The organism is Nocardioides oceani, from assembly GCF_030412965.1.
GTDB lineage: Bacteria > Actinomycetota > Actinomycetes > Propionibacteriales > Nocardioidaceae > Nocardioides > Nocardioides oceani.
The window spans coordinates 1-4979 of record NZ_JAUHJQ010000035.1; the positions used below are offsets into that span (position 1 = coordinate 1).

The 4979-nt window shown below is 65.5% G+C and carries 5 protein-coding genes and 1 pseudogene; 2 read left to right on the top strand and 4 right to left on the bottom strand.

Annotated features, from left to right (window positions below):
• Nucleotides 1–328: 328 nt before the first annotated feature.
• A complete protein-coding gene (locus QWY28_RS23070; protein WP_300955268.1) occupies nucleotides 329–1381 on the top strand; it encodes a DUF1524 domain-containing protein in 1053 nt (350 codons plus the stop codon).
• Between the two features lie 64 nt (nucleotides 1382–1445).
• Entirely contained in the window at nucleotides 1446–1808 is a 363-nt protein-coding gene (locus QWY28_RS23075; protein ID WP_300955269.1) for a hypothetical protein, read from the top strand.
• 314 nt (nucleotides 1809–2122) lie between these two features.
• Here QWY28_RS23075 and QWY28_RS23080 read toward each other — a convergent pair whose 3' ends face one another.
• From QWY28_RS23080 to QWY28_RS23090, 4 genes and pseudogenes are all read right to left on the bottom strand, one after another.
• The gene (locus QWY28_RS23080; RefSeq protein WP_300955270.1) at nucleotides 2123–2527 is read right to left on the bottom strand and encodes a hypothetical protein; all 405 of its coding nucleotides are present in this window, start codon (nucleotides 2525–2527) and stop codon (nucleotides 2123–2125) included.
• Nucleotides 2528–2710: 183 nt separating this feature from the next.
• Complete coding sequence (locus QWY28_RS23085; RefSeq protein WP_300955271.1) at nucleotides 2711–3112, bottom strand: sensor histidine kinase; 402 nt, start codon at nucleotides 3110–3112, stop codon at nucleotides 2711–2713.
• 106 nt (nucleotides 3113–3218) lie between these two features.
• Nucleotides 3219–3431, bottom strand: a pseudogene (locus tag QWY28_RS24495) (histidine kinase dimerization/phospho-acceptor domain-containing protein); the annotation flags it as partial.
• A 127-nt stretch (nucleotides 3432–3558) separates the two neighbouring features.
• Nucleotides 3559–3843 carry a hypothetical protein gene (locus QWY28_RS23090; RefSeq protein ID WP_300955272.1) on the bottom strand — a complete coding sequence of 95 codons (285 nt, stop codon included), beginning with the start codon at nucleotides 3841–3843 and terminating at the stop codon, nucleotides 3559–3561.
• Nucleotides 3844–4979 lie beyond the last annotated feature (1136 nt).

A 4979-nucleotide genomic window follows, 5' to 3' on the forward strand; every position in this document is an offset into this window, starting at 1 on the left:
CTCGAGCACCTACGCGGATCAGCGCTCGGGTTCCGCAACCTGACCAACTACATCGCCAGGAGCCTGCTCGAGACCGGCGGCTTCAGACCCCTACTACACCCCGGTCTGTGAAGAGCCGGTTTGTTGTGAGGATCCTGACGGACTCAACGGGGTGCGGCATGCCGAACGTAAGAACTGGTAGGGCGCCGCCAGCCGCCTCTGGTGACACTCGAACGGGAACCACTGGGGCGCTTCCTGGGAACGGACCTGCGGTCCTGAAATCTTTCGTCGTACTGCCATCTGTGGAATCTGCGTGCACCAGCGGGCTCTTCCCCGACACTGGTAGGACATGAAGACCTCGATCACCTCCACCGCCCTCGCTGCCGCGGCTGCTGTCGTCGCCGGTGTCATCCTGCTCCCGGGATCCGCGACCGCCGTCCCCAAGGGCGCCAACAACGACTCAGTCACCGTCATGGCTGGCACCACGGTCACCGTCAAGCCGCTCGCCAACGACCGGATCCGCGCCAAGAACCGAGCCAAGCTCACCGTCATCAAGAGTTCCCCAGTACTCACGTGGAAGAAGACCGGAAAGCGCATCACCGTCCTGCCCGGCGCTGACGCCGCGGCTGGCGCCTACGTCATCAAGTACCGCGTCGTGACCGTCTCGGCCGGCCGGTCCTTCCGCGACACCGCGAAGATCAAGGTGACCGTCAAGGCGGCAGGCACCACCGCTGTTCCCACCGCCACCCCCACACCGACCCCAACACCGACGCCGACTCAGACGGCCACCGCTGACCCGACGATCACACCGACGACCACCCCCGCGGCCAACACCCTGACTGCCCGGATCGCCGCCTTGCCGGTGGCACCCGACGTGCGTACCGGCTACGACCGGGCCACCTGGAAGCACTGGAACACAGGCTTGTACGCCGACGGGTGCGACACCCGCTCCGAGGTCCTGAAGGCCGAAGCTGTCGTCAAGGTCGCCGCAGGTACCGCGTGCCCCATCTACTCGGCGCGCTCCGGCGGCGGCTCCTGGTACTCCTACTACGACGGCGTGAGCACCACCGACCCGTCGACGTTCGACATGGACCACTTGGTCGCGCTCGCCGAGGCCCACGATTCCGGCGCCTACGCCTGGGACGCGGCCGCCAAGGAGGCCTACGCCAACGACCAGGGCGATCACCGCTCACTCGTCGCGGTCACTGCGTCCTCGAACCGCGGCAAGTCCGACCAGGACCCGGGCGAGTGGCTGCCGCTGCGGGAGCGATGCCGCTACATCGGTGAATGGGTCGCGGTGAAGCACCGCTGGGACCTGAGCGTGGACCGGGCCGAGAAGGACGCCCTCAACCTCCAGGCCCAGAACTGCGCGAACGTCGTCATCGAGGTGATCGAGCGATGATCAGCACCTCGACCACCCCCGCCACCTTCCGCACCGGCGCGACCAAGTCGCCTACCTTCTGACCGTGCTCACCGAGGCTGAAGTTCAAGCCGCGTTCGTGCTGTACCTGGTCGACCGCGGCTGGGACGTGCGCACCGAGAACGCTGATCACGCCGCCGTGGTAGCCACACGTGGTGCGGAGCAGCTCGTGGCGGAGGTCAAGGGCACGACCGAGGCGACAGGCACGGATGTCGACACCGGCTACGGTCAGCTGCTCCGACGCATGCTCGACGCCGGCACGTCGTACGCCCTCGTTGTTCCCGAGCGGGCTCGCGCCGCGGCGCTGCGAGTGCCAGCACCCATCCGTCGACGACTCGACATCACCGTGTTCCTCGTTGACGACCTCGGCCAGGTGCACCGGTTGGGTCCCGACGAGCCTGACGCTTAGGTCGCGAGCGCCACGACGGTAGACCGGAGAACATCCGGATCTGCCGATGAGCGGGCGCAGTGCTACCGAAGCCATTCACGCGCACAGTTGCGGAATCCGTTGGTCGGAGCGGGAGCCACGTCGTCTGAGGCGCCCCTGGGGTCAGGGTGGCCGCCCGACCTACTGCTGAGGCCGCGCTTGGCACGGGTGATCGTCCTGGTCCCGTGTGGGCGCCTCGTGAATGCGAAGGAGGTACGAGTGCTGGCCTCGACCCATTTGTAACCCGCGAGCTCGTGCTCGCTGATTGACTATTACGTGGGCGTCAGTTGGTTTGCTTAGTCGGCGGGTGCGGTGGAGTCGAGCGATGCCAGTTGCTCGTTGAGGAGGCGTCGCAGCTGGTCCCGGTAGCGGTTCTCCATCTGGCGCAGCATGGCGACCTGCGACTCCAACGCCGCCTTCTCGTTAGTGAGGTCGGCGAGTGCGGTGTCGCGCTCGCGACGGAGGTCGTCGGCTTGCTGCTCCTTGGCGCGGGTCATCTCCTGGACAATCTGATTCGCTTCACTTCGACTGGTCCGCAAGATCGCGTCGGCCTCAGCTCTTGCGGTGACTAGGAGCGACTTGGACTGCGCTTCCGCGTCAGAGGTAAGTCGTTCCGCGGTGAGCCCCGCGACCTCGAGGATTCGTGCCGCAGCAGTCATCGGGGTCTGTTTGACCGTGGTCGATCTCGGCTCGGTATCCACCTCTCGACCATAGCGCCGCGCAGATGTCGAGCTGTCGGCACTTCTCAAACTCTGGATCGACTGGTGAGCCTGTCACGGTCCAAGATCCTTATATACGTGCGCCGACAGGACTCAGTCCCGCGGGATGCCCGTCAACACGGACGTGTCCGTTCGCCGGTGACCGCAGAACGGTTGGCGGCCGGGCTACGTCAGAGCGCCGGAGGGGAGGGTGACCCTGAAGGTAGTTCCGGCGCCGAGAACTGACTCGACTCGGATTTGGCCGCCGTGGCGCTCGACGATGCGGAGGACGATGGACAAGCCCAGCCCAGTACCTGGCAAAGCTATTGCATCCGGGTTGGTGGAGCGGAGGAACTCGTCGAACATCCGCTCCTGGTCGGCGGCGGAAATCCCCAACCCGGTGTCGGTGACGGTCAAGTCTACGCCTTGCGGGCTTTGAGACAGGGAGATTGTGATCGCGCCGCCGCGTGGGGTGTACTTGACGGCGTTCCTGACCAGATTGCTGCACAACCGTGAGAGTCCGCCCGTGTCGCCTACGCGAAGACCGCTTGGCGGGCATGTCGAGCACAATGTCGAGGCCCTGTTCATCGATGTTCATTCGCAGCAGGTCCAGGGCATCGACGACGATCTTGACGAGGTCGACTTTCATCGGGTCAAGCACTGTGTCCGGGTCAGCTCCCTCGGCAAGCACCAGCAGGTCGTCGATGGTGCTGCGCATCCGTGCGGCAGCGCGTTGAATGGCAGAGATAGGTCTCGTCGAGGCGCCGGCCACCGTGGGCTCTGCCTGCGCCGTCTCTACGTGACCCAAGATCGCCGTCAGCGGGTTCTTCAACTCGTAGGCGACCGTAGCGATGAGCCTGCTCTTGTAACGGGCCAGTTGCTGTACTTCCTCGAGCAGAACGCGCACCTCTTCGAGAAGGATGTGTTCGCGCTCAAAGGTCCGGCATTCAACATGGCGCGACCGAGATCGTGCCCGATCTCAAGGGCCGCTTGCTGCTCCACCCCCGTCCACTCCGCGTTCGGGCCGCGTCGCGTCAACGCCATGTTCCCAGGCATGTTGGTCCGGCGCCGATCGGCACGAACAGCACCGTGGACGCCTCGAGCGTCACGTTCATGAATTCGTGCCGCCGCTGAGCCTGATCCGAACTGATAGCTAGGCCGGCGCTGACCGGCAGGTGCTCATCGGCTATCACGGTGACCTTCTGGCTGGCCCAGGAAAGGTCAGCTGCCACTTGCCCGAGTACCTTGACCTCCACCGGCACCTCGGTGGCACCGTGCACCGCATCAGAAGTGCTGCCGGGCTGGTCGAAGGTCTGCAATTACGTCCCCACAGCTTGAAACCGGTCGCCACATCGGGTTGGCAGATCTCCATGATCCGATCCACCGACAGCTCCGAGCTCACCTGGCGAACGATCCGCCGGGCCGTGTTCGCGAGCTGCACCTGCTCGCGCAAACCGTTCCGGCGACACCACCTCACCGGCCTCATCGCCGAAGTCGCTGGCGCGACACCCCGCGGACGAAGCGCCCACAGCATCCACCTAACCCACCCCACCGGTCCCCCGGCATCACGCGTCCCGCCGGACGGCGACCGGAATAGTTGACGGCCGGCGCGAGCCGCGTGCCCAGTGCACGTGCCGCAGGACGATCCTGCGGGGTGACGACAGCCAGGACGGCTGCTCGCCCCGAGTGGCAACGCACCGCGCTCTCCCAGTTGCCCACGAACACATTCGCTCCCAGGTACAACACATCCATCCCCGCCACCGGATGGCCGTCGCGAAATCGAGTGCGCCGAGCTCGTGCTGGCTGCCGGACGGCGTACCCACCATGACAACCGAACCTCGGGATCTACCGCCCGCTGCCTCGAAGGCCGCAGCCAGACGTCGATGTACGGCGTGACTAGCCGCATACTCGCCCGCAACGCCGATCTCGCCCCTAGCCCGCCCCTCGCCGAGTGCGTAAATCGGACAAGCCGATGCCGCGAACAGAGAGGCTCTTGCCGAACTCACGAAGTGCATCGAGGACATGGCCAACTCCGGCGCACGAGCTGAGAAAGCCTCCACTCTTGAGTCCCTACTCTCCGACCCGAATCTCGGGTTTACGCGCGAAGAGGCAACTCCCCCCGTCGCCCAGGGAACGCCGTTGCTCGTGGCGGCACTCCGCGATGCGGTACTGCCGACCCTGTGTAGACGACCGATCCAGGTTGACGGCTCGGGAGGATGAACCGCGCCTCGAAGTACCGCGGTCGGTCGCTCCCCCGGGTCGTCAACTCAACCCACCAAGCAACCGACTCAAGTAGCAGTGCCTGCCCGGGCGCCACACGAAACTCGTGTCGTTAAGGGGCTCTTCACAGACCGGGGTGTAGTAGGGGTCTGAAGCCGCCGGTCTCGAGCAGGCTCCTGGCGATGTAGTTGGTCAGGTTGCGGAACCCGAGCGCTGATCCGCGTAGGTGCTCGAG